The organism is Pseudomonas sp. RIT623, assembly GCF_004519305.1.
In the GTDB taxonomy this organism is placed as follows: Bacteria; Pseudomonadota; Gammaproteobacteria; order Pseudomonadales; family Pseudomonadaceae; genus Aquipseudomonas.
Window position 1 is genome coordinate 1 of record NZ_SOZA01000082.1, and the last position, 1,323, is coordinate 1,323.

Below are 1,323 nucleotides of genomic sequence, written 5' to 3' on the forward strand. Positions count from 1 at the left end.
TGTCTAGTCCTGAAATAGGTTTACACCTGTTCAGCTAGGCCGACAGGCCTCAAAACGCCCGATGCACAGCATCGGGCGTTTTGTTTTTCAGGGCCATATGAGGCCGTTCTGTGTTGTAGATCTGCACTGCCTCGTCAACCATCTGCCTCGCTTGCTCCAGATCTGCAGGGCTACTCAACAGCAGCTCCATCTTGAGGATTCCGTTGATTCGCTCGGCCAGCGCGTTCTGGTAGCAGTCATACCCATCGGTCATGGAGCACTGAACGCCGTGCCGTTGATGCAGTGACTGGTATAGCGCCGAGCAGTATTGGATGCCTCGATCCGAATGGTGGACTAATGGCTGGCGATGACGTCGCTTCCGTAATGCCTGCTTGAAAGCTTGCGCCACCGACTCGGCATGCAGGCTTTCATGGACGTGGTGGCCAACGATTTTCCTGGAGTACGCATCCGTTATCAGGCTCAGGTATAGCGGGCCGTTACGTGCAGGCAGGTAAGTAATGTCGGCCACCCAGACGTGTTCCGGCCTTGTCGGAACAATCTGGCTTGGCCCGGGCTTGAGCAAGTTGGGATGGCGGTAGAAGCGATGAAAGCTTTGTGTTGTCTTGTGGTAGGCCCGCTTAGGCAGTACGAGCAAACGGCGCTCTCCCAAGACCTGGAACAGCCTATCTCGGCCGACCTGGAATCGTCTGTCAGGTTGGCAATGCAGCAGATAGTGCAGCTTGCGGGTACCCAGACGGGGCTGGCGCATTCGGACTTGCTGTACAAACTCAACCACCCGGTCTGCCTGGCGTTCTTTGCCATCAGCGGCTCGGTTGCGTTTGTAGTAAGCCTGTCGACTGATGCCTAGAAACTGACAAGCCCTGGCAATGCTCAGTCCTGCGACTCGGCCTTGCGAGAGGACTTGCCGGATCGCTTTTTTACGACCGAAACACCATAGTCATTTTTCAGAACATCAACGACCGTCTCGAAGAACTGGGCCTTCTGGCTCATCAGCTCAAGCTGCTGCTCAAGCTCTTTGATCCGCTGCTCTGGAGTGAGCGGTTTGGGGTCAGACATCGCGCAGCTCCTCTCGGCTCGGATCGATGCCCCTTGGCTCCAATCCTGCCGACCGTGCTTACGCAACCATACCAGAACCGTCGACCGGCCCTGGATGCCATACCGTTCCTGGGCCTGCTTGTAGGTCAGTTCGCCTTTTTCGATCTGATCAACCACCGCCAATTTAAAAGACAGTGAGTAATCTCGCTGTGTGCGCTTTACACCTTGCTCCATCTGACTCTCCGGAAATTCGGGATGAGAGGTGTAAACCTTATTCAGGACGGGACA

1 protein-coding gene is annotated in these 1,323 nt (G+C 55.6%); it reads right to left on the minus strand.

Translation table 11 applies throughout. The features are described 5' to 3' along the window. Window positions 1-49: 49 nt before the first annotated feature. A protein-coding gene (locus tag E3U47_RS24735) for an IS3 family transposase (RefSeq protein WP_134694189.1) occupies window positions 50-1,269 on the minus strand; the annotation gives its coding sequence in 2 pieces (ribosomal slippage) (window positions 50-921 and window positions 921-1,269; 1,221 coding nt in all). Between the last annotated feature and the right edge of the window lie 54 nt (window positions 1,270-1,323).